The organism is Candidatus Obscuribacterales bacterium (assembly GCA_036703605.1).
In the GTDB taxonomy this organism is placed as follows: domain Bacteria; phylum Cyanobacteriota; class Cyanobacteriia; order RECH01; family RECH01; genus RECH01.
The window spans coordinates 1-2,220 of the sequence record DATNRH010001185.1; the positions used below are offsets into that span (position 1 = coordinate 1).

Here is a 2,220-nt window from a genome sequence, read left to right on the forward strand (position 1 = left end):
GAGTTTCGGGTGGCGAAGGAACGAGTGAGCTATTACGACAAAGATGGCAAGCTCACCACGGAGTCGCTGAAGGACTATACACGGCGATCGGTGAATGCGACCTATGAATCATTAGATCAGTTTCTAACCAAGTGGAATGGGGCAGAACGGAAGGAGGCGATCGCCCAGGAACTGCAAGACCACGGCGTCATCCTCGAAGCCTTGCAAGAAATGGTGGGCAAAGGCTATGACCTGTTTGACCTGATTTGCCATGTGGCCTTTGATCAGCCGCCGCTAACCCGCAAGGAACGTGCCGACCAGGTACGCAAGCGGGATGTGTTTACCCGCTATGGCGACAAGGCGCGACAGGTGTTGGAAGCCTTGCTCGACAAGTATGCGGATCAGGGCATTGCCTCGATTGAAGATACCAAGGTGCTCCAGCTCGACCCCTTTGCGGATATGGGAACCCCGGTGGAGATTGTCAAAAGCTTTGGTGGCAAAAAGAAGTATCGCCAAGCCATTCAGGAATTAGGGCAACTGCTGTATGACGATCAGGGTGCTTGAGGTTCGCTGCGCCAGAGACAGGTCGCTTTCCCTGAGGGGCGATCGCCCTTACTATCAGACATAGACTTGAAGCCAATTAGTACATTTGCACTGAAAAGAATTATGTCGTTTTCTGCCACCATCAAATCCATTCAAGACATCATGCGGAAGGATGTGGGGGTGGATGGGGATGCCCAGCGAATTGGGCAATTGGGTTGGATGCTGTTCTACAAAATCTTTAGTGACCAGGATGCGCAACTGGAACTGGAAGACGATGACTATGAATCGCCCATTCCCTGGGATCTGCGGTGGGAGGACTGGGCAGATAGTGAGACCTTGGGCAAGGATGCACCGACGGGCGATCGCCTCTTAAAACTGGTGGATGATAGCCTGTTCCCAGTGTTGAAGGACTTATCCACTGATGGGCTGCAAGGGATAGCGCTGGAGCGGGCGAAGCTGCTAAAAAGCGTGTTTGCCGATGCCTACAACTATATGAAGTCGGGGACGCTGCTGCGCCAGGTGATCGACAAGATCAATAGCTCCATCGACTTCAACCAGTCCAAAACCCGCCATGTGTTTGGCGACATTTATGAGCAAATTCTCAAAGACCTGCAAAATGCGGGGAATGCGGGAGAGTTCTACACGCCCCGTGCGGTGACGCAGTTTGCGGTGGATCAGGTGCATCCGAAGCTCGGTGAAATCGTGCTCGATCCAGCCTGTGGCACGGGGGGCTTTTTGACCTGTGCCTATGAGCAGTTGAAGGCGCAAGCCCAGTCAACCGAAGACCTGGAGCGGGTGAAGCAAAGTGTGCGAGGCGTGGAGAAGAAGCAACTGCCCCATCTGCTCTGTGTGACGAACCTGATGGTGCATGGGGTGGAGGTGCCCACCACCGTTGAGCATAAAAATACCCTGGCCAAGCCCCTGAGCAGCTATGGCAAGCGGGATCAGGTGGATATTGTGGTGACGAATCCACCCTTTGGCGGCATGGAAGAAGACGGCATCGAAGACAACTTTCCCTCGGAGTTTCGCACGCGGGAGACGGCGGATCTCTTCCTGGTGCTGGTGATGCGGTTGCTGAAGGATGGCGGACGGGCGGCGATCGTCCTCCCAGACGGGACGCTGTTTGGGGAGGGCATCAAGACGCGGGTGAAGGAAAAGCTGTTGCGGGAGTGCGATTTGCATACCATTGTGCGGTTGCCCAATGGCGTCTTCAACCCCTACACCAGCATTCGCACCAATATTTTGTTTTTTACGAAGGGCAAGCCCACGGAGGCGGTGTGGTATTACGAGCATCCCTACCCGGAGGGCTACAAGTCCTATTCCAAAACGAAGCCGATGCGGGTGGAGGAGTTTGCGCCGGAAAAGGCCTGGTGGACGCAACGGGAAGAAACGGACAATGCCTGGAAGGTGCCCGTGGCGGAGATCATTGCCAATGGCTATAACCTCGACATCAAAAACCCCAACGCGCCAGAGGACATCCACGAAGACCCGCAGGTGTTGCTAAAGAAATACCAGGAAGCGGCACAAAAGGCAGACCAGGCTCGGTTAGCATTGAAGACAGCGTTGCAAGCCTGTTTGGAAACTGGAGGCAATCCATGAGCGATACCTTGTTACACCGCATCACGCTCAATCCAGAGATTTGTCATGGGAAACCCTGTATCCGAAATTTGCGGTATCCGGTGGAGTTTTTGCTGGAGT

Annotated in this window: 2 protein-coding genes; both read left to right on the top strand. The window is 54.3% G+C overall.

The features are described from left to right. Nucleotides 1-543: type I restriction-modification enzyme R subunit C-terminal domain-containing protein (locus tag V6D20_24675; protein HEY9818977.1), on the top strand; the 543-nt coding region annotated here is incomplete at its 5' end. A gap of 102 nt (nt 544-645) precedes the next feature. After that, the gene (locus V6D20_24680) at nt 646-2,121 is read left to right on the top strand and encodes a class I SAM-dependent DNA methyltransferase (protein HEY9818978.1); all 1,476 of its coding nucleotides are present in this window, start codon (nt 646-648) and stop codon (nt 2,119-2,121) included. Nucleotides 2,122-2,220 lie beyond the last annotated feature (99 nt).